26 protein-coding genes are annotated in these 24,251 nt (G+C 72.4%); 11 read left to right on the plus strand and 15 right to left on the minus strand.

Translation table 11 applies throughout. The features are described 5' to 3' along the window. Positions 1 to 7: 7 nt before the first annotated feature. From sufC to ABD901_RS08260, 5 genes are read right to left on the minus strand one after another with little or no spacing between them, the layout of a single operon-like run. A complete protein-coding gene (sufC, locus tag ABD901_RS08240) occupies positions 8 to 784 on the minus strand; it encodes a Fe-S cluster assembly ATPase SufC (protein ID WP_345122949.1) in 777 nt (258 codons plus the stop codon). Beyond that, the gene (locus ABD901_RS08245) at positions 781 to 1,107 is read right to left on the minus strand and encodes a non-heme iron oxygenase ferredoxin subunit (RefSeq protein ID WP_345122951.1); all 327 of its coding nucleotides are present in this window, start codon (positions 1,105 to 1,107) and stop codon (positions 781 to 783) included. The genes sufC and ABD901_RS08245 overlap by 4 nt, the downstream gene beginning before the upstream one ends. After that, positions 1,104 to 2,246, minus strand: coding sequence for a Fe-S cluster assembly protein SufD (sufD, locus tag ABD901_RS08250; protein ID WP_345122952.1), 1,143 nt, complete (start codon positions 2,244 to 2,246; stop codon positions 1,104 to 1,106). Before sufD ends, ABD901_RS08245 begins: the two co-directional genes overlap by 4 nt. Beyond that, on the minus strand, positions 2,243 to 3,649 hold the full coding sequence (gene sufB / locus ABD901_RS08255; RefSeq protein WP_345122954.1) for a Fe-S cluster assembly protein SufB: 1,407 nt from the start codon (positions 3,647 to 3,649) through the stop codon (positions 2,243 to 2,245). The genes sufD and sufB overlap by 4 nt, the downstream gene beginning before the upstream one ends. After that, positions 3,646 to 4,377 (minus strand): helix-turn-helix transcriptional regulator, encoded by a 732-nt coding sequence (locus ABD901_RS08260; protein WP_380139762.1) that lies wholly within the window; start codon positions 4,375 to 4,377, stop codon positions 3,646 to 3,648. The genes sufB and ABD901_RS08260 overlap by 4 nt, the downstream gene beginning before the upstream one ends. Positions 4,378 to 4,596: 219 nt before the next feature. Here ABD901_RS08260 and ABD901_RS08265 point away from each other — a divergent pair, with 219 nt between their 5' ends. Then, complete coding sequence (locus ABD901_RS08265) at positions 4,597 to 5,520, plus strand: COX15/CtaA family protein (protein WP_345122956.1); 924 nt, start codon at positions 4,597 to 4,599, stop codon at positions 5,518 to 5,520. On the opposite strand, the gene ABD901_RS08270 is transcribed toward ABD901_RS08265, so the two are convergent. Further along, complete coding sequence (locus ABD901_RS08270) at positions 5,472 to 6,020, minus strand: GNAT family N-acetyltransferase (RefSeq protein WP_345122958.1); 549 nt, start codon at positions 6,018 to 6,020, stop codon at positions 5,472 to 5,474. The genes ABD901_RS08265 and ABD901_RS08270 overlap by 49 nt on opposite strands. Continuing rightward, entirely contained in the window at positions 5,971 to 6,717 is a 747-nt protein-coding gene (locus ABD901_RS08275) for a DUF4184 family protein (protein ID WP_345122960.1), read from the minus strand. Before ABD901_RS08275 ends, ABD901_RS08270 begins: the two co-directional genes overlap by 50 nt. Before the next feature lie 143 nt (positions 6,718 to 6,860). Between ABD901_RS08275 and ABD901_RS08280 the strand changes: the two genes are divergently transcribed. Next, on the plus strand, positions 6,861 to 7,175 hold the full coding sequence (locus ABD901_RS08280) for a hypothetical protein (RefSeq protein ID WP_345122962.1): 315 nt from the start codon (positions 6,861 to 6,863) through the stop codon (positions 7,173 to 7,175). Between the two features lie 120 nt (positions 7,176 to 7,295). On the opposite strand, the gene ABD901_RS08285 is transcribed toward ABD901_RS08280, so the two are convergent. Continuing rightward, entirely contained in the window at positions 7,296 to 8,717 is a 1,422-nt protein-coding gene (locus ABD901_RS08285; protein WP_345122963.1) for a benzaldehyde dehydrogenase, read from the minus strand. Between the two features lie 119 nt (positions 8,718 to 8,836). Between ABD901_RS08285 and pcaB the strand changes: the two genes are divergently transcribed. The 5 genes from pcaB to ABD901_RS08310 are packed head-to-tail and all read left to right on the plus strand — an operon-like array spanning position 8,837 to position 12,483. Then, entirely contained in the window at positions 8,837 to 9,988 is a 1,152-nt protein-coding gene (gene pcaB / locus ABD901_RS08290) for a 3-carboxy-cis,cis-muconate cycloisomerase (protein ID WP_345122965.1), read from the plus strand. Then, entirely contained in the window at positions 9,985 to 10,368 is a 384-nt protein-coding gene (locus ABD901_RS08295; protein ID WP_345122967.1) for a carboxymuconolactone decarboxylase family protein, read from the plus strand. The genes pcaB and ABD901_RS08295 overlap by 4 nt, the downstream gene beginning before the upstream one ends. Continuing rightward, positions 10,365 to 11,150 carry an IclR family transcriptional regulator domain-containing protein gene (locus ABD901_RS08300; protein ID WP_345122969.1) on the plus strand — a complete coding sequence of 262 codons (786 nt, stop codon included), beginning with the start codon at positions 10,365 to 10,367 and terminating at the stop codon, positions 11,148 to 11,150. Before ABD901_RS08295 ends, ABD901_RS08300 begins: the two co-directional genes overlap by 4 nt. Positions 11,151 to 11,177: 27 nt before the next feature. Beyond that, complete coding sequence (locus ABD901_RS08305; protein WP_345122970.1) at positions 11,178 to 11,789, plus strand: ATP-binding cassette domain-containing protein; 612 nt, start codon at positions 11,178 to 11,180, stop codon at positions 11,787 to 11,789. 1 nt (position 11,790) lies between these two features. After that, positions 11,791 to 12,483 (plus strand): hypothetical protein, encoded by a 693-nt coding sequence (locus tag ABD901_RS08310; protein ID WP_345122971.1) that lies wholly within the window; start codon positions 11,791 to 11,793, stop codon positions 12,481 to 12,483. Here ABD901_RS08310 and ABD901_RS08315 read toward each other — a convergent pair. The 7 genes from ABD901_RS08315 to ABD901_RS08345 form a co-directional block, all read right to left on the minus strand. Next, positions 12,467 to 13,228 carry an alpha/beta fold hydrolase gene (locus tag ABD901_RS08315; RefSeq protein WP_345122972.1) on the minus strand — a complete coding sequence of 254 codons (762 nt, stop codon included), beginning with the start codon at positions 13,226 to 13,228 and terminating at the stop codon, positions 12,467 to 12,469. The genes ABD901_RS08310 and ABD901_RS08315 overlap by 17 nt on opposite strands. Positions 13,229 to 13,236: 8 nt before the next feature. Then, positions 13,237 to 13,683: an SRPBCC family protein gene (locus ABD901_RS08320; RefSeq protein WP_345122974.1), complete on the minus strand. Its 447-nt coding sequence runs from the start codon at positions 13,681 to 13,683 to the stop codon at positions 13,237 to 13,239. After that, positions 13,680 to 14,018 carry an ArsR/SmtB family transcription factor gene (locus tag ABD901_RS08325; protein ID WP_345122976.1) on the minus strand — a complete coding sequence of 113 codons (339 nt, stop codon included), beginning with the start codon at positions 14,016 to 14,018 and terminating at the stop codon, positions 13,680 to 13,682. The genes ABD901_RS08320 and ABD901_RS08325 overlap by 4 nt, the downstream gene beginning before the upstream one ends. A gap of 47 nt (positions 14,019 to 14,065) precedes the next feature. Beyond that, positions 14,066 to 14,779, minus strand: a complete 714-nt coding sequence (locus ABD901_RS08330) for a TIGR03089 family protein (protein ID WP_345122978.1) — start codon at positions 14,777 to 14,779, stop codon at positions 14,066 to 14,068. Positions 14,780 to 14,841: 62 nt separating this feature from the next. Further along, entirely contained in the window at positions 14,842 to 15,723 is an 882-nt protein-coding gene (locus tag ABD901_RS08335) for an ATP-grasp domain-containing protein (protein ID WP_345122980.1), read from the minus strand. 76 nt (positions 15,724 to 15,799) lie between these two features. After that, complete coding sequence (locus ABD901_RS08340; protein WP_345122982.1) at positions 15,800 to 16,123, minus strand: hypothetical protein; 324 nt, start codon at positions 16,121 to 16,123, stop codon at positions 15,800 to 15,802. Positions 16,124 to 16,412: 289 nt separating this feature from the next. Then, entirely contained in the window at positions 16,413 to 17,327 is a 915-nt protein-coding gene (locus tag ABD901_RS08345; protein WP_345123576.1) for a heme o synthase, read from the minus strand. A 650-nt stretch (positions 17,328 to 17,977) separates the two neighbouring features. On the opposite strand from ABD901_RS08345, the gene tkt reads away from it, so the two are divergent. The 4 genes from tkt to zwf all read left to right on the plus strand — a co-directional run bounded on the left by tkt (position 17,978) and on the right by zwf (position 24,236). Continuing rightward, positions 17,978 to 20,035: a transketolase gene (tkt, locus tag ABD901_RS08350; RefSeq protein WP_380139764.1), complete on the plus strand. Its 2,058-nt coding sequence runs from the start codon at positions 17,978 to 17,980 to the stop codon at positions 20,033 to 20,035. Positions 20,036 to 20,063: 28 nt separating this feature from the next. Further along, complete coding sequence (tal, locus tag ABD901_RS08355) at positions 20,064 to 21,179, plus strand: transaldolase (RefSeq protein WP_345122986.1); 1,116 nt, start codon at positions 20,064 to 20,066, stop codon at positions 21,177 to 21,179. A gap of 85 nt (positions 21,180 to 21,264) precedes the next feature. Next, positions 21,265 to 22,713, plus strand: coding sequence for a glucose-6-phosphate isomerase (locus ABD901_RS08360; RefSeq protein WP_345122988.1), 1,449 nt, complete (start codon positions 21,265 to 21,267; stop codon positions 22,711 to 22,713). A 5-nt stretch (positions 22,714 to 22,718) separates the two neighbouring features. Then, entirely contained in the window at positions 22,719 to 24,236 is a 1,518-nt protein-coding gene (zwf, locus tag ABD901_RS08365) for a glucose-6-phosphate dehydrogenase (RefSeq protein WP_345122991.1), read from the plus strand. Positions 24,237 to 24,251: the final 15 nt, after the last annotated feature.

The following is a 24,251-nucleotide window of genomic DNA, read 5'->3' on the forward strand; positions in this document are numbered from 1 at the left end:
AGTCCTTCTAAGCGTTCAAGGCCGGACCCGCGCCGGCGAGGTAGTGCTCGTATCCGCTGTTCTCGAGCCGCTCGGCGAGCTCCGGGCCGCCCTCCTCGACGATCCGCCCGCCGACGAACACGTGGACGTAGTCGGGCCGGATGTACCGCAGGATGCGCGTGTAGTGAGTGATCAGCAGCAGCCCGGTGTCGCCCTGCTCGCGGACCCGGTTGACGCCCTCGCTCACGATGCGCAGCGCGTCGATGTCCAGGCCCGAGTCGGTCTCGTCGAGCACCGCGATCTTCGGCTTGAGCAGCTCCAGCTGCATGATCTCGTGGCGCTTCTTCTCGCCGCCGGAGAAGCCCTCGTTGACGTTGCGCTGGGCGAAGCTCGGGTCCATCTGCAGCTTCTCCATGGCGCCGCGCAGCTCGCCGGCCCACGTGCGCAGCTTCGGCGCCTCGCCGTCGACGGCGGTCTTGGCGGTGCGCAGGAAGTTGGCCACCGAGACGCCGGGCACCTCGACCGGGTACTGCATGGCGAGGAAGAGGCCCGCGCGGGCGCGCTCGTCGACGCTCATCGCGAGGACGTCCTGGCCGTCGAGGGTCACCGAGCCGCCGGTGACCTCGTAGCGCGGGTGGCCCGCGACCGAGTAGGCGAGGGTGGACTTGCCGGAGCCGTTGGGCCCCATGATGGCGTGGGTCTCCCCCGCCCGGACGGTCAGGTCGACACCGGCGAGGATCGGCTTGAGCTCACCGTCGGGCAGCTTGACCGAGACCTGCAGGTTGCTGATCGAAAGCTCGCTCACGTGGTAACTCCGTTACTGGGATTCGGATCGATGTAGACGTCGCCGTCGCGGACCTCGACTGCGTACACGGGGACCGGCTCGGTGGCCGGCAGGCCGGTCGGCTCGCCGGTGCGCAGGTCGAAGCGCGAGCCGTGCAGCCAGCACTCCAGGGTGCAGCCCTCGATCTCGCCCTCCGAGAGCGCGACCGCGGCGTGCGAGCACTCGTCGTGGACGGCGTAGAAGTTGTCGTCGTCGGCGTGCACCAGCGCGATCTCGGTCCCTTCGACCGTCACCTGCACGGCCTCGCCCTTGGCCACGTCCGTGGCCGCACACACTCGGATCACGCGTCGGCCTCTTCCAGCCGGGCGTCGATCGCGCCGCCGAGCCGGTCGCGCAGCTCCTCGACCGGGATCTTCGCCAGCAGCTCGTGGAAGAAGCCGCGCACGACGAGCTTGCGCGCCTGCTCGTCCGGGATGCCCCGGGACATGAGGTAGAACAGCTGCTCGTCGTCGAAGCGGCCGGTGGCGCTGGCGTGCCCGGCGCCGGCGACCTCGCCGGTCTCGATCTCCAGGTTGGGCACCGAGTCGGCGCGCGCGCCGTCGGTGAGCACCAGGTTCCGGTTGACCTCGTACGTGTCGGTGCCGGTGGCCTCGGCCCGGATCAGCACGTCGCCGACCCACACCGTGTGCGCGTCTGCGCCCTGCAGCGCGCCGCGGTAGGCGACGTAGCTGCGGCAGTCCGGCACCGAGTGGTCGACGAGCAGCCGGTGCTCGAGGTGCTGGCCGGCGTCGGCGAAGTACAGCCCGTAGGCGTCGATCTCGCCGCCGCGGCCGGTGTAGTCGACGCTGGTGTACTGCCGCACGAGGTCGCCGCCGAGGGTCACCTGCACGTGGACGACCTTCGCGTCGCGGCCGAGCCGGAAGCGCACGTGCTGCGCCTGCACGGCGTCGGCGTCCCAGTCGGTGACGGTGACGAGCGTGAGCCGGGCGCCGTCGCCGACGAGCACCTCGACGTTGTCGGCGAGCGTCACGGAGCCAGCCTGCTCGAGCACGACCGTCGCCTCGGCCAGCCGGCCGACCTCGACCACGGTGTGGCCGAACGCGAGCTCGGTCGTGGTGCCGACCAGGCGTACCACTGCCGGGGCCGCAAGCACCGCGTCGTTCGCGACCGACACGACGAGCGCCTCGCTCGCCGAGCCCGCGGCGAGGGCGCTGATCCGGTCGAACGGGGTCAGCGCCGAGCCGACCCGCGGGTCGCTGCGCTCGACCGTGGCGACGGTGACGCCGGCCGGCAGGTCGCCGACCTCGACCTTCGGCGCGGTCGCGCCGGGGCCGGAGGGCGCCGTTGCCAGCCCGCGCAGGCGCTTGAGCGGCGTGAAGCGCCACTCCTCCTCGCGGCCGGTGAGCGCCGCGAAGTCCGCGACGTCGAACGAGCGGACCTGCTGGGCGCGGGTCTTCGGGGGTACCAGAGCGGGGGCGCTCATCCGACAGCGCCCTCCATCTGCAGCTCGATGAGCCGGTTGAGCTCCAACGCGTACTCCATGGGCAGTTCCTTCGCGATCGGCTCGATGAAGCCGCGCACGATCATGGCCATCGCCTCGTCCTCGGTGAGGCCGCGCGACATCAGGTAGAACAGCTGGTCGTCGCTGATCTTCGAGACGGTCGCCTCGTGCCCCATCGACACGTCGTCCTCGCGGATGTCGACGTAGGGATAGGTGTCCGAGCGGGAGATGGTGTCCACCAGCAGCGCGTCGCACTTGACCGTGGACTTCGAGTGGTGCGAGCCCTCCAGCACCTGCACGAGGCCGCGGTACGACGTGCGGCCGCCGCCGCGCGCGATCGACTTCGACACGATGGTCGAGGAGGTGTGCGGCGCGGCGTGCACCATCTTGGCGCCCGCGTCCTGGTGCTGGCCCTCGCCGGCCATGGCGACGCTGAGGACCTCACCCTTGGCGTGCTCGCCGGTCATGTAGACCGACGGGTACTTCATCGTCACCTTGGAGCCGAGGTTGCCGTCGATCCACTCCATGGTCGCGCCCTCGTGGCACACGGCGCGCTTGGTGACCAGGTTGTACACGTTGGTCGACCAGTTCTGGATGGTCGTGTACCGGCACCGGGCGTTCTTCTTGACGATGATCTCCACGACCGCCGAGTGCAGCGAGTCGGAGGAGTAGATCGGCGCGGTGCAGCCCTCGACGTAGTGCACGTAGGCGCCCTCGTCGACGATGATCAGGGTCCGCTCGAACTGGCCCATGTTCTCGGTGTTGATCCGGAAGTACGCCTGCAGCGGGATCTCCACGTGCACGCCCTTCGGCACGTAGATGAAGCTGCCGCCGGACCACACCGAGGTGTTGAGCGCGGCGAACTTGTTGTCCCCGACCGGGATCACGGTGCCGAAGTACTCCTTGAAGAGCTCCTCGTGCTCCTTGAGCGCGGTGTCGGTGTCGAGGAAGACGACGCCCTGCTCCTCGAGGTCCTCGCGGATCTTGTGGTACACGACCTCGGACTCGTACTGCGCGGCCACGCCCGCGATGAGCCGCTGCTTCTCGGCCTCGGGGATGCCCAGCTTGTCGTACGTGCTCTTGATGTCGTCGGGCAGCTCGTCCCAGCTCGCCGCCTGCTTCTCGGTGGAGCGCACGAAGTACTTGATGTTGTCGAAGTCGATGTGCGACAGGTCGGCGCCCCAGGCCGGCATGGGCTTGCGGTCGAAGAGGCGCAGGCCCTTCAGGCGCAGGTCGAGCATCCACTGCGGCTCGCTCTTCTTCGCCGAGATGTCGCGCACGACGTCCTCGTTGAGACCCCGGCGCGCCGAGGCCCCCGCGGTGTCGGAGTCGGCCCAGCCGTACTCGTACCGGCCGAGACCGGCAAGCTGATCGGCAGTCGTCATCTCACGATCCTTTGCCTATCGGGACGGGCGCCGGGCTGTACCCGGGCCGGAATATGGGTGGTGCAGACGCCGTCGCCGTTGGCGATGGTGGCGAGCCGCTGGACATGCGTGCCGACGAGGCGCGAGATCACCTGGGTCTCGGCCTCGCACAGCTGTGAGAATTCGGCGGCGACGTGGGCCACCGGGCAGTGGTGCTGACACAGCTGCCCGCCGGTGGCGATCGTCGTCGCGCCCGCAGCGTAACCCTCCGCGGTCAGCGCCCGCGCGAGGGCCTCGGCCCGGGCGAGCGGGTCGTCGCCGGCCTCGGCCATGGCCGAGCGGCAGCGCTCCTCCAGCCCCGCGACCTGCGCGGCGGCGAAGGCGGCGACCTCGGCGGGCCCGCCGTGCTCGGCGATCCACCGCAGTGCCGCGGTGGCCAGGCCGTCGTAGGTGTGCGGCAGCGCCTCACGCGCGGCCTCGGTCAGGGTGAACACGCGCGCCGGCCGGCCCCGTCCGCGCCGCCCGCGCTCGGGGCGCTCGCGGCTCTCCACGAGGCCCTCGGCCAGCATGGCGTCGAGGTGGCGGCGCACCCCGGCCGGGCTCAGCCCGAGGGCGAGCCCCAGCTCGGTCGCCGTGGCGGAGCCCTCCTGCAGCAGCAGCTCGGTCACCCGGTCACGGGTGCGCACGTCGAGCGCGGCCGACGGCGGGCACTCCTGCGCCGGAGGGCACGCCTCAGCGACGTCCGCCACGGCGGGCTCGACCCGCTCGTGCGCACGCGACACCGCGTTGGCGTTTTTCACAACACCAACGTTACGTAATTCGCCGAGCGCGAGCAAACCACCGCTCGGGTGATCCATCGCACGGAAGGTAAACCTAACCAAACCCACCCGCGCCCAGGTACCACCGTGCGTGACGGGTGATATGTAGCCTCGCGTAGTATCGCCGCCGTGGCGCGAATCGTGAGCAGGGTGAACGAGTGGCTCGAGCGGCCGGCGACGCTGCGCGGCGCCGCCTTCGCGTTGCTCGCCGCCAACATCGGCATCGTGTGCACCGGCGGGCTCGTGCGGCTCACCGGCTCGGGCCTGGGCTGCCCGACGTGGCCGCGGTGCACCGACGAGTCCTACGTGACGACGTCGGAGATGGGCTACCACGGCGTGATCGAGTTCGGCAACCGCACTCTCACGTTCGTGCTCAGCGTGTTCGCCGTCGTCGCGCTCGCGGCGGCCTGGCGGCAGCGGGCCCGGTCCCGTGCGGCGCTGCGCGGCGCGGTCTGGGTGCTCGCGGGCATCGCCGCGCAGGGCGTGCTGGGCGGGATCACGGTGCGCATGGCGCTCAACCCGTGGACGGTGGCGGCGCACTTCCTGCTGTCCATCGCGCTGATCGCGGTGGCGTTCCTGTTCTGGTACCGCACGCGCGAGCAACCCCCGCGCTGGACGGCGCCCCGCGCGATGCGCACCGCCGGCATCGTCATCACCGCGGTCTCCGCCGCCGTGCTGGTGCTCGGCACGGTCGTCACCGGCAGCGGCCCGCACTCCGGCGACACCAAGGCCAGCCGCACCGGCTTCGACCCGGAGGCGATGTCGCAGCTGCACGCCGACGCCGTGTTCGTCCTCGTCGGGCTCTCGATCGCGGTGTGGTTCGGGCTGCGCGCGCTCGGCGCGCCGCTGCGGGTCACCCGGGCCGCGGCGGTCCTCGTGCTCGTCGAACTGTCGCAGGGCGTCGTGGGCTTCGTGCAGTACTTCGCCGGCCTGCCCTGGTACGTCGTGATCCTGCACATGCTGGGCGCCTGCCTGGTCTGGACGGCGACGCTCAACCTGCTGCTGGCGATGAGCCCGCCGCGGTCTCAGGCCGGCTCGGACGAGCGCGACCACTCCCTGGCCAGCACCGCGTAGCGCACGTCGTCGGTCCACTCGCCCTTCCAGAACGCGCTCTCCACCTCGTACGCCTCGCGCCGGAAACCCAGCCGGGCCAGCAGCGCCGCGGAGCGGTCGTTGCGCGCGTCCAGCGAGGCGTACACGCGGTGCAGTCCCTCCTCCAGCAGCAGGTGGTCCACGACCCGGCGGACGGCCTCGGCGGCGTACCCCTGCCGCTGGAACGCCGTCGCGAGCGTGAACCCGAGCTCGGCCTGGCGCCCCTCGTCGTGGCGGTTGACCCCGACGTCGCCGATCAGCGCACCGTCGGCGCGCCGCTCGAGCGCGTACTGGAACCAGCCCTCCTCCCGCGGGTCCCGCTCGGCGACGGCCGCGACGAAGCGCTCCGCGGCCTCGATCGGGAAGGGGGCGTCCCAGCCCTGGTACCTCGCGACGTCCGGGTCCGAACGGTAGGCGCACACGACGGGCGCGTCATCGGCGCGGAAGCGACGCAGCAACAGGCGATCGGTCTGCAACAGCACGGGGTGACTGTACGGCGGCGGCGCCGGCGAGCAGCCCGAGCGCGGCCGACGCCATGAGGCGCACGCCGAGCACGTGGATGTGCTCCGGGTAGCCGAACCACGGAAAGGTCAGCCTGTGGTCGCCCGCGGCGTAGGTGAGCAGCGCGCCCGCGGCGCCGACGGCGATCGACACGCCCCAGAAGCGCACCGGGCGCCGGCGCACCGGCGGCGCCGCACCGTGCCACTGGCGCACCAGGTGGCGGCTCGTGCAGTACCAGATGAACAGCGGCATCAGCAGCAGCGCCGATCCGTCGCTGATCTGCCGGACCAGGTACCACTGCTCCACCGGGCCGGTGTGCGTGACGAGGTCCCACAGCAGGTGGCTGATCGCGCCGATCAGCGCCGACAAGGCAGTGACGTACCACGGGTGACGGACCCGGCCGAGCACACCGTACTCGCGCAGGGACCCCGGCAGGTGCGCGGCGACGGCGGGCGCGCCCAGGCGGGCCAGCCACGCCACGGCGACGGCGGTGGGCACGCTCCACCAGAACAGCGCGGCGATCGTGTGGCTGTAAATGCGCACGCCGGGTGCGTCGAGGGCGTAGGCGAAGTCGGGCGAGCAGGCGCCGGTGGCCAGGGCGACCCCGTCGAACCAGCGGGGGCGCCAGACCTTCAGCGGCAGGACCGCGAGCGGGTGCGTCGGCAGTGTCGAAGGCACGCCGCCGATGCTGTCAGCGAAGAGCCGCGGATCCTGCCGTATCCACCGGATCATCACCAAGCTCTCACATCTTCGGATTGCCAGGTTGTAAATTCATCTGCACTTTCTAGGGACCCGGATCATTCATGTGCAACCATTTTGCAATGGGTCACACGGAACCGATCGTCATGCAGATATACTGCCGGCTGGAGGTCACGGTCACCGATCCCGAGACGGTGGCGAAACTGGCCGGCCAGCAGCTGCGCGATGCCGACATCGACTGGTCACGCCGGGAGGAGGACCTCGAGGAGGCCGTGCACCAGCTCGAGTCCGATCTCTCCCAGGCATTGGCGTGTGTGATTGAGCACGATCGCATGGTCGAGCATCTGCCGGGGGTCGAAACGCGGGGCGGACTGGTGTTCACCGCATTCGGCAAGCCCGATGACCGCTTCCGCCCGGGTTTCACCGACTTTCTCTAGGACCGTGCCGAGCAGGAACAGGTGAGCAGGAACGGGCCGAGCAGGAACGGGCCGAGCAGGAACGGGCCGAGCAGGAACGGGTGAGCCGGCCGGCGCGGTGCTGCGCCGGCCGGCTCGCCGTCAGAACGGGTACTCGGCGATCGCGCCCCGCATCGTGATCCACCGCAGGTCGGTGTAGGCGTCCACGTTGCCGGAGCCGCCCGCCCGCGCGCCGGTGCCGGAGTCGCGCACGCCGCCGAACGGGGCCACGGCCTCGTCGTTCACGGTCTGGTCGTTGATGTGCACGATCCCGGTCGGGATCCGCTCGGCCAGGGCCAGGCCGCGCATCGCGTCGCCGGTCAGGATGCCCAGCGACAGCCCGAGCTCCGAGTCCGCGGCCAGGGCCACCGCCTCGTCCTGCGTGGCGAAGCGCACGACCGGCGCGACCGGGCCGAAGACCTCGTTGGCGTAGGCGGGCGAGGCCGGCACCACGCCGTCGAGGACGGTCGGGCGGTAGAACAGCTCCTCATAGCGCCCGCCGGCGGCCAGCCGCGCGCCGCCGTCCACAGACGCGGTGACCAGGCCGTGCACCTTGTCGCGCTGCCCGGCGTCGATGAGCGGGCCGAGCGCCACCGGCTGGGTGTGCGGGTCGCCGACCGGCAGCGCGTCGGCGTGCGCGGCGAGGCGGGCCACGTACTCGTCGGCGATCGACTCGTGCACCAGGTGCCGGCCGGTGGTCATGCAGATCTGGCCGGCGTGCAGGTAGGAGCCCCACGCCCCGGCGGAGACGGCCCGGTCGAGGTCGGCGTCGGGCAGCACGATCAGCGCCGAGTTGCCGCCGAGCTCCAGATGGACCCGCTTGAGGTGGCGCCCGGCGAGCTCGGCGACCTTGCGGCCGGCCGCGGTCGAGCCGGTGAACGCGACGACCCGCACCAGCGGGTGCTCGACGAGCGCCGTGCCGACGTCGGCGAACCCGGGCAGCACGTGCAGCAGGCCGTCGGGCAGGCCGGCCTCGCGCAGCAGGGCCTGGATGGCGAAGCCGCCGCCGACGGCGGTGCGCGGGTCGGGCTTGAGCACCACGGCGTTGCCGACGGCGAGCGCCGGCGCGACGGCCCGGATGGCGAGGATGAGCGGGAAGTTGAACGGCGCGATGACGCCGACGACGCCGACCGGGGAGCGGCGGGCGAGGCTGAGGCGCGGCAGCGCGCTCGGCAGGATCTCACCGATCGGGCGGGAGGCGAGGGCCGCGGCCTCGTAGCACTCCTGCGCGGCGACGTGGGTCTCGACGCCGGCCTTCGGCGGGATCGAGCCGGCCTCGCGGACCAGCCACTCCTCCACCTCCTTCGCGCGGGACTCGAACAGCGCCCCGGCGCGGCGCAGCACGCCGGCCCGCTCCTCGAAGGGCGTCGCCGCCCAGGCCCGCTGCGCCTCGGCCGCCGCGGCGCAGGCCGTGCCGACGTCGCCGGGCGCGGCGAGGCCGACCGTGCCGAGGACCGCGCCGGTGGCCGGCTCGATCACGTCGCGCGTCCCGGCGCCGAGCGGCGTCTCCACCAGAAAGCTCATGTGGGCACCTCATCTCCCGAAGGATGTTCGCATCGCGCACAATTGTTCGCGTGGCGCGCACGATGTGGCAAGGTACGTGCCGCAAGGTTCGGCAAGGTGACGACTAGCGCGGGGATCCCATGGGACCTACTACGAGCCTGTTCGGCGAGGTGCTGGCGCGCGGCGAGGTCGCGGCCGCCGTCGGCGACGACGCGTGGCTGACCGCCATGCTGCAGGTCGAGGCCGCCCTCGCCGAGGTGCAGGCGTTCACGGGCCTGCTCGACCAGGAGGCCGCCGACGCGATCGGCGCCGCCTGCGCCCGGCCGGAGGCCTTCGGCGTCGCCGCGATCGGCACGGCCGCCGCGGAGAGCGGCAACCCGGTGGTACCGCTGGTCGCCGCCCTGCGCAGCGCCGTGCCCGAGGCCTGGTCCGACGCCGTGCACCGCGGCGCCACCAGCCAGGACATCCTCGACACCGCCGGCATGCTGGTCGCCTCGCGCGCGCTGCGGCCGCTGCTGGCCGACCTCGCCGCCTGCGCCGAGCAGGCCGCCCGGCTGGCCCGCGAGCACCGCGACACCCCGATGATCGGCCGCACCCTGCTGCAGCAGGCGGTGCCGACCACGTTCGGGCTCAAGGCGGCCGGCTGGCTCGGCGGCCTCGACGCCGCCCGCCGCCGCCTGGAGCAGGTGCAGCGGGAGCGCCTCGCCGTGCAGTTCGGCGGCGCGGCCGGCACCCTCGCCCCGTTCGGCGCCGCCGGCACCGGCGTGGTCGAGGGCCTGGCCACCGTGCTCGGGCTGACCGAGCCGGTGCTGCCCTGGCACACCGAGCGGACCCGCATCGCCGACCTGGCCGGCGCCCTCGGCTCGGCGGCCGGCGCGGCGGCGAAGGTGGCCCGCGACATCACGCTGCTGGCCCAGAACGAGGTGCACGAGGTCTCCGACGCCGCACCCGGCGGCTCGTCGACCATGGCCCACAAGCGCAACCCGATCGCCGCCGTGTGCGCCCTGGGTTGCGCCGCGTCGGCGCCCGGCCTCGTCGCGAACCTCCTCGCGGCGATGGCGCACGAGCACGAGCGGGCCGCGGGCGCCTGGCACGCCGAGTGGCGCCCGATGCGCGAGCTGCTCGTCACGACCGGCTCGGCCGTCTCCTGGCTGCGGGCGGCCCTGGAGCGGCTGCTCGTCCATCCGGACGTGATGCGCGACAACCTGGCCCGCAGCGGCCTGACCGGCGACCTGGGCGCCACCGGCCCGCTCGTCGACCGCGCCCTCGATGCGTTCGGGACCACACGATGACCCCGGCCGAGCGGGGTGCCGAGGTCCGGCGCGAGGTGCTCGGCGAGTTCGCCGAGCGGCCGCCGAAGCCGTTCGCCGAGCCGTTCCGCGAGTGGGTGCTCAGCGCGGCCTGGGGCGGCGTCTGGGACCGGCCGGGGCTCGACCGGCGCACCCGCAGCTGCGTCACCCTCGCCGTGCTGACCGCGCTGCGCTGCGAAGAGGAGCTCGCCATGCACGTCGAGGCGGCCCTGCGCAACGGGCTGACCCGCGACGAGATCGCCGAGGTGCTGCTGCACGCCACCGTCTACGCCGGGGCGCCGGCCGGCAACGCGGCGTTCGCGGCGGCCGCGCGCGTGCTGGAGAGCCTCGACGCGGACGGGGTTGCCGAGGACGCGCCGTGACCGAGGACCCGCGCGGCCCCGACTTCGTGCAGTCGCTCGAGCGGGGCCTCGCCGTGATCCGGGCGTTCGACGCCACCCGGCCGGAGCTCACGCTCAGCGAGGTCGCCGCGCTCACCGGGGTCACCCGGGCCGCCGCGCGGCGGTTCCTGCTGACGCTGAGCGAGCTCGGCTACGTGCGCAGCGACGGGCGGCAGTTCTCGCTCACGCCGCGGGTGCTGGAGCTCGGGTACGCGTACCTGTCCGGCCTGTCGCTGCCGGCGATCGCCGAGCCGCACCTGGAGGCGCTCGTCGCGCAGGTCAACGAATCGTCGTCGGTGTCGGTGCTCGACGGCGCCGACATCGTCTACGTCGCCCGGGTGCCCACCTCGCGGATCATGACCGTGATGATCAGCGTCGGGACGCGCTTCCCGGCGTACGCCACGTCGATGGGTCGGGTGCTGCTGGCCGGGCTCGAGCCGGCGGACCTGGACGCGTTGCTCGCCGGGACCGAGCCGCGCCGGCTGACACCGCACACCGTCGCCGACGCCGCCGCGCTGCGCTGCGAGATCGAGCGGGCGCGGGTGCAGGGCTGGGCGCTGGTCGACCAGGAGCTCGAGGAGGGGCTGCGCTCGGTGGCGGCGCCGATCCGGGACCGGGCCGGGCGGGTCGTCGCCGCGCTCAACCTGTCCACGGCGGCGAGCCGCCGCTCCGCCGAGGAGGTGCGCCGCGACCTGGTGCCGCCGCTGCTGGCCGCGGCCGCGCGCATCGAACGCGATCTCCCGCCAACCCGGCGCCGGGCCTGAGGCGTTGATCTCAATATGGTGGACGGCATGGACTACGGACGCGTGCGCCTGCGGGCCGAGGGCATCACCAAGCGCTACGGGCGCAGGAACGTCCTGTCGGGCGTCGACCTCACGGTCCGCTCCGGCGAGGTCGCGGCGATCGTCGGTGCGAACGGGGCCGGCAAGTCCACGTTCCTGAAGATCTGCGCCGGGCTGGCCGGTGCCGACGCGGGCACCGTCACGATCTCCGGCACGGTGGGGTACTGCCCGCAGCAGGCCGGCCTGTTCCAGTTCCTGCGCGCCGACGAGCACTTCGAGCTCTTCGGCGCCGGGCGGGACCAGCCGCGGCCGGCGGCGCGGCGGTCCGGGCGGCGCATGGCCCGGCAGCTGTCGTGGAACGCGAGCGAGCCGACGGCCGCCCGGCACCTCTCGGGCGGCACCCAGCAGAAGCTGAACCTGGTCCTCGCCGCGATCGGCGACCCCGACCTGATCCTGCTCGACGAGCCCTACCAGGGCCTCGACCGCGGCTCGTACACCGACTTCTGGGAGTGGGTGTTCCGCTGGCGACAGGAGGGCCGCGCGGTCGTCGTGGTGACCCACATGCTCAACCTCCTGGACCGCGTCGACACGGTGCTCGACCTGACGCCGGTGGAGGTGTGAGATGCGCAAGACCCTGATCGTCGCCGAGATGGTGGCCCGCGACCTGCTGCGCCGCCGCGGCGCCCTCACCCTGCTGGCCCTCGTCCCCCTCGCCTTCTACCTGGCCCGCCACGACGACAAGGTCGGCCAGTCGATCCGGTTCGCGACCCTCGGCCTGTCCTGGACCGTCAGCACCCTGGCCCTGTTCGCCGGCACCGCGGCCAAGGGCGCCGAGCCGCGGCTGCGCATCGGCGGCTACCGCCCCGGCCAGCTCTACGCCGGCCGCCTCGTCGCGCTGCTCGGCATCGGGCTGGCGCTCGGCGCCGCCTACTGGGCCGTCATCGTCGTCGACCAGGACCTGCAACGCCCCGGCGCGCTCGCGGTGCTGATCGCCGTGTCGGTCGTGGTGGCCGCGCCGATGGGCCTGCTCATCGGCGCCGTCGTGCCGCGCGACCTGGAGGGCGCGCTGCTGCTCATCACGCTGCTCGGCCTGCAGTTCCTGATGGACCCGGCGAAGAGCGCGGCGCGGCTGCTGCCGCTGTGGTCGAACCGGGAGATCGGCACGTACACGGTCGACCGCACCGACGCCGGCTACCTGCAGCGTGGGCTGCTGCACGCGGCGCTCTGCACGCTGCTGCTGGTGGGCGTGACGGCGGCGCTGACGTCCGTGCGCCTGCGGCGCCGCCGTCACGTGCGGTTCAGCTCAGCAGCTTGACCAGCAGCGGGGCCAGGGCGTCCGGGTCCGGGTCGTGCGTCTGCCCGTCGAGGACCTCGAAGCGCGCGCCCGGCAGCGCGGCGGCCGTCTCCCGGGCCGCGTTCTGCAGGAAGGCGGGACTGGCGCCGCCCGCGACGACCGTCGCCGGTATCGCGACATTGCCCAGCACTACATTGCCCAGCACGACATTGCCCAGCACGGCATCGTCGTAGGCGAGGGTGTGCGCGATCGCCTCGAGGATCGCGAACGCGGGCGACGCGCGGAAGCCGGCGATCGCCTCGGCCGGCATCCCGACGCGGGTCATGAACAGCGCGACCGCGTCGCCGCGCCGGTCCGCGGCGAGCAGGTCGGCCAGCCCCGCCGAGTAGGCCGGGTCGGGGCCGATGAACGGCGGCTCGTAGAGCGCCAGGGCCGTGACGCCCGGGCTCGCCGCGGCGGCGGCCAGGCCGACGGCCCCGCCCGAGGACATGGTGTAGACGGCGGCCGAACCGCCGGCCGCGGCGACGAGCGCGAGGAGGTCCTCGGTCTCGCGGTCGACGTCGTAGGGCAGCGTGTCGCCGCTGTCGCCGCGGCCGCGCCGGTCGTAGGTGTACACGGTGAAGTGCTCCCGCAGCCGCGCGGCGAGGGGGCGCATCGGCCCGGCGGCGCGGTAGCACATGGCGCCGTCGACGAGGATCAGGGCCGGGCCGGCGCCGGCGCTTTCGTAACCGATGGCGGTGCCGTCGGCAGAGGTAACGGTGGGCATGCTGGCTCCTAACGGTTGCGGCCGAGCTCGGCCAGGTAGGCGTCGAAGCGGTCCAGGCTGGTGTTGAACCCGGCCCGGGCCTGCGCGCTCAGGAACACGGCCGGCACGTTGGTCTGGTGGGTGCGCACCTCGGTGCGCCCGTCGCCGAGGTCGGTGAAGGTGATCTCGGTGCGCATCCCGCCCTCGACGGCCGGCTCGACCCACACGAGCCGCCGGGGGCGGTCGATCTCGGCATAGACGGCGCGCATGGTGTACGTCCCGCCGTCCGCGCCGACCATGGTGGTCTCGAACGCGCCGCCGGGCCGCAGGTCGACGACGATGCCGTCCAGCGGCGTCGTGGTCCCGGCCGGCCCCCAGAAGTGGGTCAGGTGCTCCGGCGACGTCATGCAGTCGAACAGCAGCTCCGGCGATGCCTCGTGGATGCGGCTGAACGTGAGCTCGCCTACTTCGCTCACCGGGCAACCCCCTTGAGCCGCTCGATGTGCGCGGCGAGGCGGTCGTGGCGGTCCGACCACACCTTGCGGTGCCGCTCGATCCAGCCGGCCGCGTCGGCCAGCCGCCCGCCCTCCAGGGCGCACGGGCGCGACTGTGCGCTGCGCGTGCGCGAGATGAGCCGGGCCTGCTCCAGGACCTTCAGGTGCTTCGAGACCGCCTGCTGGGTCATCGCGAAGGGCTCGGCCAGCTCGTGGACCGTGGCCTCGCCCTCGGCGAGCCGCTCCAGGATCGCCCGCCTGGTCGGGTCGGCCAGGGCCGCGAAGACGAGGCTCAGCTCGTCGGTGACAACCGCCATGGACACGACGGTACCCACAACCGAGCAGTTTCACAACCATATGGTTGTTATTGCAGCGTGTGGGTGGCTCCCTCGCGCTCGCCGTGCTCCCGCAACGCTTCGGGGGTCGCATTCGCGCACACCACGATCGAGGCGCCGGCCGACAGCGGCGCGAGCAGCCATTTGACCGGGTGGTCGTCCCCGCCGGCGTTCACCAGCAGCCGGTCGCCGCCCCGCAGCCCGATCCGCTCGGCCACGCCGGCCGCGATCGCGCCCCACTGGCCGTAGCTGGTCCCGTCGACGCTGGCCGCATCGGTACCGCGGGTGCGCCCGAACGCCGGCGTGTGCGCCGGGTACGCATCGAGGGCGGCCCGGAGGTCGCGGTACCCCTCCGGCGCCTCCCCGAAGCACGAGAACCGGTGCGTGGCCTCCGGAACGTTCTCCAGCCACGAGCCGATGCGCGCGGCGGCGACGAAGGAGACGTCGTACGGCTCGCCGGCGCCGGGCTCGTGGACGGCCAGCCCGGCGGTCGCCCAGCCCTGCAGCGAGACGGTGATCCCCGCCGACCAGGCGCCGAGCAGGGCCGCCGCGCTCAGCCAGTGCGGCGGCAGCAGCACCGCGGCCCGGTCGCCTTCGCCGAGCCCGCAGCCCTCGCGCAGCAGCCCCGCCGCGCGGGCGGCCCACTCGCCGAGCGCGGTCGCGGACAACTCGACGCGCTCGCCCGTGGCGGCGTCGTGGTGGATGAACAGGGGCGCCTCGACGCCCACGAGGTCCTCGGCCATGCCGGCCAGCCTAGGCGTTCAGCGCATAGGCCGGCCGGGCCGCGTACCGCTCGAGCCGCCCGCTATAGCAGCGAGCGCTCCACGGCCGCCGCGAAGCGCTCGGCCGCCCCCGGCGCGTGGCCGAAGAACAGCGAGGGCTCGGTCAGCTCGACCTCGATGACCACCGGCCCGTCCGGCGTCGGCAGCAGGTCGATCCGGGCGTACAGCAGCTCGCCCACCGGCGCCGGCAGCGCCGCGAGGACCCGCTCGGCGAGCGCGCGCTCCGCGCCGGACGGCGTGCGCGGCGAGATGTTCTCGTTCTGGTACAGCTTTTCGGTGCCCTCGTAGGGCCCGGTGAGAATGGCGCCCTTGCGGATCGCGTGGCTGAGCTCGCCGTGGAAGCACATCAGCGCCGTCTCCCCCGCCGTGTCGACGCCGGCGAGGTACGGCTGGATCATCACGACCCGGCCCTCGCCCTGCAGGCGCCGCACGAGCGCGGCGGCGAGGCCGGCCTGGGTGGAAAGGTCGTACCGCCCGGTGTCGATGCTGCCGACGCTGACCGCGGGCTTGACCACGATCTCGCCCTCGGCCGGCGGCACCCACTCCTCGCCGGGCTCGACCCAGGTGGTCGGCACGACGGGGACGCCGGCGGCGGCGAGGTCGCGCAGGTACCGCTTGTCGGTGTTCCACTCGATGACCCCGGCCGGGTTGGCCAGCCGCGGCACGGCCCGGGCCCAGGCGACGAACTCGTCGCGGCGGCGGGCGTAGTCCCAGGTGTTACGGATCACGGCCAGGTCGTAGCCGGACCAGTCGGCCGCCGGGTCGCTCCAGGCGACGGGCTCGGCGGCGATGCCGCGCGCGGCGAGGGCCGGGATCAGCGCCCGGTCGTCCTCGTCGAGGTCGGGCAGGCCGGTGCAGGTAACGAGAGCGACCCGGGCGGCGGCCCGGGTCGCGGCTGACAACAAGGGTTGGCTCTGTATGGGCTGACTCAGGCGATCTTGGTTCACCCGGCGAAGATACCCAGGTGATCGGGGCCGGAGGCTAGCGGGACAGGGTGCGGCGGCCCATCGAGCGCCACAGGTCGTTGCTCGGCCGCATCTGCTCCAGCAGCTCGCGCTCCCACGCGTTCTCGATCGTGACCCCGGCCTGCGCGCAGGCGGAGCGCGCGATGTCCGTGCCCTCGGCGAACTGGTCGCCCCAGACGCCGTCCTCTCCGACGAGCACGATGCGAGCACCGCGCCGGCCGACGTACTCGATGACCGCCTTGGCGCCGCCGTGGTCCTCCGCGAAGGACTTGATGCCGGTGATCAGGCTGCCCGGCACCGGGCGGCTCAGGGTCATCGTCGTATCGGAACCATCTGCCATGAGCGCCACATTAGAGGGACGGCAGACCAAGCGCGGATGAACTGCGCTCCCGTTGTGATCGTTGTTACGAACATGTTTAGCGGTGACCGGCGTCGATTCGCCCGACAGTGTCCGCAAATAGCCGGATTTTCTTCGCCCTCATTCGGCGCGCAAAGCGAGATATCTGTCACGTCCCGTACAGCGGGACGGGCGTGCCAAAAAATTCGGGCGTTTCTGGTTTAACTTTCGCTTAGGGGACCTTTTGGCGCGGGGTTGGGGCCATCGGTACTTGCCGTGCCGCGCCGGCGGTTCAGTGCAGGAGCGCGTCGACGGCGATCGCGACGAACAGCAGCGTCAGATATGTCACGGACCAGTGGAAGAGCCGCATCGGCTTCAGCGGTTCCTCGCGCCGGGCGCGGTTGTAGAGGCGGTGCGACTCGACGAGCAGCATCGCGCCGGTGACGATCGCCACGACGCCGTACAGCGGGGTCATCCCCAGCGGCCAGAGCGCGACGGAGGCGGCGACGGTGAGCCAGCTGTACACCACCGTCTCGAGCCCGACCCGGCGCATGCTCGCCACGACGGGCAGCATCGGGATGCCGGCCCGCGCGTAGTCGGCCTTGAACTTGATGGCCAGGGCGTAGAAGTGCGGCGGCTGCCAGAGGAACACGACGGCGAAGAGCACCCACGCCGGCCACGACAGCCCGCCGGTGACCGCCGCCCAGCCGATGAGCACGGGCGCCGCGCCGCACGCGCCGCCCCACACCGTGTTCTGCGGCGTGGTCCGCTTGAGCCACAGCGTGTAGACGAGGTCGTAGTAGGCGATCGCGCCGACGGTGAGCAGCGTGGCGAGCAGGTTGGTGAACGTCGCCATGAGCACCGTGGACACGGCCGCGAGCGTGAGGCCGAAGACCAGGGCGCTGCGCGGCGACACGGTGTGCGTCGCGAGGGGCCGCCGCGACGTGCGCTTCATCACCTGGTCGATGTCGCGGTCGATGTAGCAGTTCAGGGCGTTGGCGGCGCCCGCGGCGAGCGAGCCGCCGACGAGCACGACCAGGACCAGCCACAGGTTGGGCAGCCCGCCCTTGGCCAGGAACATCACCGGGACGGTCGTGATGAGCAGCAGCTCGATGATGCGGGGCTTGGTGAGCGAGACGTACGCCTTCACCACCGCCGCAAGGCCGGCGCGGCGGCCGGCCGTCTGCTGTCGCTGTGCCCGGGCCAGGGCTGCCGCCGACGTGGGACGGACCGGCTCGGACGCGCGCTGATCAACGACTGAATGGTCGACGAGCTGCGTCACGTCTGGGTTGCCACCTTCCGGCGTCGGCCGCGTTGCTGCCCGTCGGCTGCCCGATATTCCAGGGCCTCGCGGTCCTGGCGGAGTCGCCTGGTGGAGAGTGCGGCGGAGCGAGGGTCCCACCGAGATCAGCGGGGCCCCCGCATCGTAGAACAGGATCGGCGCAGGTCGGACGGCGGCCCCGGCGGGCCGGGGCGAGGCACTTGCCGTACCGGATCCGATGGATCTCCGCGCTACGATTTCGCGTACAGCTGAATCGATCTAGCGCCGCCCGGCCCCGGCCACGTCGGGGCCGCCGGGGCAGTGCGGTCATCGTCTACCGTTGCCGCAGGCAGTGCCGAGCGCTGCCGAGGCAGTGTCGCCGATGTCCGAAACATGGTCGACTGAGCGTCGGGCCACCCGATCGTGGGTAGGGTCGACCTGGTAACCCTTTCGAGACAGTGTTCATGCAAAAGACAAACGCAACCTCGCCGTTCGACAGGAGCAGCACCGCCGTGAGCGTTGAAGAGGTCAAGGGTCCCGAGCTTTCCTGGTCCGACGTCGACCGGCGCGCGGTCGACACGGTCCGGGTGCTGGCGATGGACGCCGTCGAAAAGGCCGGCAACGGCCACCCCGGCACCGCGATGAGCCTGGCACCTGCCGCATACCTTCTCTTCCAGAAGGTGATGAAGCACGACCCGACCGACCCGAGCTGGATCGGCCGCGACCGCTTCGTGCTCTCCTGCGGTCACTCGAGCCTGACGCTGTACATCCAGCTCTACCTGGCCGGCTACGGGCTGAGCCTCGACGACCTGCAGTCGCTGCGCCAGTGGGGCTCGCTCACCCCGGGCCACCCCGAGCACGGCCACACCGCCGGCGTGGAGACCACCACCGGCCCGCTGGGCCAGGGCATCGGCAACGCCGTGGGCTTCGCGATGGCGGCCCGCCGCGAGCGCGGCCTGTTCGACCCGGAGCCGTCCGTCGGCGAGAGCCTCTTCGACCACTTCGTCTACGTGCTGTGCTCCGACGGCGACATCGAAGAGGGCATCAGCCACGAGGTCAGCGCCCTGGCCGGGCACCAGAAGCTGGGCAACCTCGTCGTGATCTACGACGACAACGAGATCTCGATCGAGGACGACACCAAGGTCGCCAAGAGCGAGGACGTGGCGGCCCGCTACGCGGCGTACGGCTTCCACACCCAGGTCGTCGACTGGCGCGCCGGGCACGACGCCGGCGACGGCGTCTACGCCGAGGACGTCGTGGCGCTGTGGGACGCCATCCAGGCCGCGAAGGCCGTGACCGACAAGCCGTCCTTCATCGCGCTGCGCACCATCATCGGCTGGCCGGCGCCGAAGAAGCACAACACCGGCAAGATCCACGGCTCCGCCCTCGGCGCCGACGAGGTCGCCGCGACCAAGCAGATCCTGGGCTTCGACCCGGCGCGGTCCTTCGACGTCGCCGAGGACGTGCTCGCGCACACCCGCGGCGCCATCGAGCGCGGCCGGACGCAGCACGAGGAGTGGGAGAAGGGCTTCGCGCAGTGGCGCGAGGACGCCGGCGAGCGCGCGGTTCTGCTGGACCGCCTCTACGCGGGCGAGCTGCCCGACGACTGGGAGAAGGCGCTGCCGGAGTTCCCGCCCAGCGAGAAGGGCGTGGCGACCCGCAAGGCGTCCGGCGACACCCTCAACGCGCTCGCGCCGGTGCTGCCGGAGCTGTGGGGCGGCTCGGCGGACCTCGCGGAGAGCAACAACACCACGATGGAGGGCGAGCCGTCGTTCCTGCCGGCGCAGTACGGCACGAAGCTGTTCCCCGGCAACGAGTACGGCCGCACCCTGCACTTCGGCATCCGCGAGCACGGCATGGGCGCGATCCTCAACGGGATCAAGCTGCACGGCCCGACCCGCCCCTACGGCGGCACGTTCCTCGTCTTCTCCGACTACATGCGCCCCGCGGTGCGCCTGGCCGCGATCATGCAGCAGCCGGTGATCTACGTGTGGACGCACGACTCGGTCGGCCTCGGCGAGGACGGCCCGACGCACCAGCCGATCGAGCACCTCTCGGCGCTGCGGGCGATCCCCGGCCTCGCGGTGGTGCGCCCCGGCGACGCCAACGAGACCGCGCAGGCGTGGAAGGCGGCGCTGGAGCGCAAGAACCAGCCGATCGCCCTCGCACTCACCCGCCAGAACCTGCCCGTGCTGGACCGCACCGTCTACGCCCCGGCGGACAACGTGGCCAAGGGCGGCTACATCCTCAAGGACGCCAGCGACGGCCAGCCGCAGGTGATCATCGTCGCCACCGGCTCCGAGGTGCAGCTCGCCGTCAAGGCGCAGGAGCGCCTGGAGGCCGAGGGCACGCCGACGCGGGTCGTGTCGATGCCGTGCCAGGAGTGGTTCGAGGAGCAGGACGCGGCGTACCGCCAGCAGGTGCTCCCGACCGGCGTCAAGGCGCGCGTCACCGTCGAGGCCGGCATCGCGATGTCCTGGCAGAAGCTGCTCGGCGACTGCGGCGAGGCCGTGAGCATCGAGCACTACGGCGCGAGCGCCCCGTACACGGTGCTGTTCGAGCAGTTCGGCTTCACCGTCGACCACGTCGTCGCGGCCGCGCACGCCTCGCTCGCCAAGGTCGGCGAGATCACCGGCAGCACCACCGGCAACTGAGCCGGAAACTGAAGAAGGAGACCCCGCGATGAGTTCCGACCGGCTGGCCGAGCTCGCCGCCGCTGGCGTGGCGATCTGGCTCGACGACCTCTCCCGGCTGCGGCTGAGCAGCGGCGACCTGGACAAGCTGCGCCGCGAGCAGCACGTGGCCGGCGTGACCACCAACCCGACGATCTTCGCCAAGGCCGTCACCTCCGCCGACGCCTACGCGGAGCAGAACAAGGACCTGGCCGTGCGCGAGACCTCGGTCGCCGAGGCGATGCGCGCGATCATGGGCTACGACGTGCGCTGGGCGTGCGACGTGATGAAACCCGCCGCCGACGCGAGCAAGGGCGTCGACGGGCGCGTCTCGATCGAGGTCGACCCGACCCTGGCCAACGACACCGCCCGCACCGTCGCCGAGGCGAAGGCGCTGTGGTGGCTCGTCGACCGCGACAACCTGTTCATCAAGATCCCGGCGACCCCGGAGGGCCTGCCGGCGATCACCGCGACGCTCGCGGCGGGCATCAGCGTCAACGTCACGCTGATCTTCTCGCTCGAGCGCTACGACGCCGTCATCGAGGCCTTCTTCGCCGGCCTCGAGCAGGCCAAGGCCAACGGGCACGACCTGTCCAAGATCGGCTCGGTGGCGTCGTTCTTCGTGTCGCGCGTCGACACCGAGTACGACAAGCGCCTCGAGAAGATCGGCACCGACGAGGCCAAGGCGCTGCGGGGCAAGGCGGCGATCGCCAACGCGAAGCTCGCCTACAAGCTCTACGAGGAGAAGTTCTCCTCCGAGCGCTGGCAGGGCCTCGCCGACGCGGGCGCGCACCCGCAGCGGCCGCTGTGGGCCTCGACGTCGACGAAGAACCCGGAGTACCGCGACGTGATCTACGTCGAGGAGCTCGTCGCCCCCGGCACGGTCAACACGATGCCGGAGGCGGTCATCCACGCCTTCGCCGACCACGGCGAGGTCCGCCTCGACGCCGTCACCGGCGGCTACGCCGAGGCGCAGCAGGTCATGGACCGCCTCGCCGCCGTGGGCATCGACTACAACGACGTCGTCGAGGTGCTCGAGCGCGAGGGCGTGGAGAAGTTCACGGCCAGCGGCAAGGAGATGATCGAGACGGTGCAGAAGGCGCTCGACTCGGCGGCCGCGTCCTGATCCGCACGCGGGCCGGAGGTTTCACGGGTTCTTGACGCGCCCGCCATTCGCTGGCGCCAAGATGAGGGCATGCAGGGGGTGGCGGGTGTCTGATTTGCTCGACAACGTGGTCGCCGCGGCCGGGCTGACGGTGTTCGGCGCCGCGCCCTCGGCCGAGCCCGCACCCCGCCTCACGCTCCCCGGCCCGGAGCTTCCGGGCCGCATCGAGGCCCTGCGCGGCAACCTGCACGCGCGGGGCCTCGATCATGTAGTGCTTCTGGCGACGGGTGCGCCGGCCGCCGCGGCCCGGGCGATCGCGGCCACGCTCGGCCTGCGGCTGACGGTGCTCGACGACGCCGACCCGCACCGCGTGTCGGCGGCGCTGGCGCATCCCGACCGGACCGTGGTGGTGCTCGCGGCCGAGACGGCCGACCACCTCGACGACCACCTGCGCGTCTTCCCGGCGCCGCTGGTGGTGGTGACCGCGCCCGGCTCGCCCCTGGAGGCCCTCGGGCGCTCGTGGGGCGCCGAGCTGTTCCTTACCGACGCCTCCCCGCTGTCCGCCCTGAGCGAGTACGGCCTGGTGGCGCCCGGCCTGGCCGGCGCCGACACCGCCGCGCTGCTCGACGAGGCCGCGGCCCTGCTCGCCCCGGCCCCTCCACCGGCCGCGCCGGCCATCGCCGCCGGCTTCAGCCTGGCCCCGTTCATCCGGTCGGCGGCGGAGACCGTCGGTGCGCCGCACGCGCCCGACGCACCCGGCGCGGCGCTCGGCGCCGCGATCGCCGCGGCGGCCCGCTCGGGCCGCGACAAGCTCGCCGTCGCGCCCGACGGCACCGGCATCGACGGCCTCGGCGAGTGGATCGACGCGGTCTTCGCCGGCGTCGTCCCGGTCGCCCTGGAGAACCCCTCGTCGTGGGGGCACGAGGGCCCCGACGTGCTCAGCGTGACCGTCGGCGGCGCGCTCGGCCGGGCCATCATGCCCGGCGGCGGCATCGCCTCCGACCTGTCCGTCAACGGCCCGCTCGGCGCGCAACTGCTCGCCTGGGAGCAGGCCGCCCGCATGCTCGGCGCGCCCGCCGCCGAATCCGGCGTATCCTTGGGCGGATCGGACATTCCGCCGGAAACGCCCGCGCTGGTCGAGGGTTCCATCGAGGTGTACGGCGAGACGAGCGCCTCCGGCCTCATCGGCGCGATCGACGCGCTGGTGCGCGGCGTGCCCGAGGGCGGATACGTGGCGATCGCCGCCTATCTCGACCGCGACGGCGACGCCGCCGCGGCGGCCGTGCGCGACGCCCTCGCCGGGCGGGTCGCGCGGGCCGTCACCTTCGGGTGGGGCGGCCGCCCGGCCCGGACCGGTCTCGGCGCCGTGCTGCAGCTGACCGGCGCGGTGACCGGCGACGTGCCGGTGCCCGGCGGGCCGTACACGTTCGGTGGCCTGCAGGCCGCCCGGGCCGCCGCCGACCGGCGGGCCGGACGGCGGTTCCCGACCCTGCGTTTGCATCTGACCGACCGGGCAACCGGTACAGACCAACTGTTGGCCGCCCTCGGAGGCTGAGACTGATGACCAATCCGCTGCGGGACCCGCAGGACCGGCGACTGCCTCGGATTCCCGAGCCCTGTGCGCTGGTCATCTTCGGCGTCACCGGTGACCTGGCCCGCAAGAAGCTCATCCCGGCCGTCTACGACCTGGCCAACCGGGGTCTGCTGCCGCCCAGCTTCGCCGTGCTCGGCTTCGCCCGCCGCGACTGGGGCGACGGCGACTTCGAGGACCTGGCCCGCAAGGCCGCGCAGAACGGCGCGCGCACCACCTGGCGGGAGGAGGTGTGGTCGCGCCTGGCCGGCAACATCAAGTTCGTGCCCGGCTCGTTCGAGGACGACGCGGCCTTCGACCACCTGGCGCAGACGCTCGACGACCTGCACGACGACGCCGGCATCCCCGGCAACGCCGCCTTCTACCTGTCGATCCCGCCCTCGGCGTTCCCGGTGGTGCTCAAGCAGCTCGAGCGCACCGGCATGTCGGACAACGCGAAGTCCGGCGGGTGGCGGCGGGTCGTGGTGGAGAAGCCGTTCGGCTACGACCTGGGCTCGGCCCGGCAGCTCAACGACCTCGTCGACGACGCCTTCACCGCCCAGGACGTGTTCCGCATCGACCACTACCTGGGCAAGGAGACCGTCCAGAACATCATGGCGCTGCGGTTCGCCAACAACCTGTTCGAGCCGGTGTGGAACTCCAACTACGTCGACTCGGTGCAGATCACGATGGCCGAGGACGTCGGCATCGGCACCCGCGCCGGGTTCTACGACACGGTCGGCACGGCCCGCGACGTCCTGCAGAACCACCTGCTGCAGCTGCTCGCCCTGGTGGCGATGGAGGAGCCGACGGCCTTCGACGCCGACGCGATCCGCACCGAGAAGCTCAAGGTGCTCAACGCCATCAAGGTGCCGACCGACGTGTTCACGCAGACGGTCCGTGGGCAGTACCTGACCGGCTGGGTGGCCGGCGAGCGGGTGCCCGGGTACCTGGAGGAGAAGAACGTCCCGGCGGAGTCCAAGACGGAGACGTACGTGGCGGTGCGGCTGGGCATCCAGAACCGCCGCTGGGCCGGGGTGCCCTTCTACATCCGGGCCGGCAAACGCCTGCCGCGGCGGGTCACCGAGCTCGCGGTGCTGTTCAAGAAGGCGCCGCACCTGCCGTTCAACGACGCGGACGTGGAGATGCTCGGCAACAACCAGCTGGTCATCCGGGTGCAGCCGGACGAGGGCGTGATGCTGAAGTTCGGCTCGAAGGTGCCGGGCACCCAGATGGAGGTCCGCGACATCGCGATGGACTTCCAGTACGGCGAGGCGTTCACCGACGCGAGCCCGGAGGCCTACGAGCGGCTCATCCTCGACGTGCTCATCGGCGACAAGACGCTCTTCCCGGACTCGGCCGAGGTCAATGCGAGCTGGAACGTGATCGACCCGCTGGAGGAGGCGTGGTCCGGCTCGACGCCGGAGCCGTACCGCGCGGGCGAGTGGGGTCCGCGGGCCGCCGACGAGATGCTGGCCCGCGAGGGCCGCGCCTGGCGCCGGGCCTGAGGCGACCGGCCCGAG

It is taken from the genome of Dactylosporangium darangshiense (assembly GCF_039537565.1).
In the GTDB taxonomy this organism is placed as follows: domain Bacteria; phylum Actinomycetota; class Actinomycetes; order Mycobacteriales; family Micromonosporaceae; genus Dactylosporangium; species Dactylosporangium darangshiense.